At 65.3% G+C, this 271-nt stretch carries 1 protein-coding gene; it reads right to left on the bottom strand.

From position 1 onward, the window contains the following. Nucleotides 1-271 (bottom strand): hypothetical protein (locus tag IO30_RS41125; protein WP_037895563.1); only part of this gene is annotated, 271 nt, incomplete at both ends.

Genomic DNA, 271 nt, shown 5'->3' with positions numbered 1-271 from the left:
CTCGTACTCGCCCGGCTCCAGCACCTCCACGGCACCGACCCGCACATCCGGATCAGCAACCACCGACTCCAGAACCATGGCAAGACGACGCCAGAGGGCAGTGACGGTCTCCTCGTCGAAGAGGTCCACCGCATACGTCACCACACCCTCGATACCAGCCGGCAGCCCCTCGGACCCGTGACGCTCGGTGAGGCTGAACGTCAGGTCGAAACGCGCGATCCCCGGATCAACCGCATCCGTCACCACCTCCAGACCCGGGAGCGAGAAATGC

This window comes from Streptomyces xanthophaeus (genome assembly GCF_000725805.1).
Taxonomy (GTDB): domain Bacteria; phylum Actinomycetota; class Actinomycetes; order Streptomycetales; family Streptomycetaceae; genus Streptomyces; species Streptomyces xanthophaeus.
This window is presented reverse-complemented; position numbering and strand designations above follow the sequence as displayed.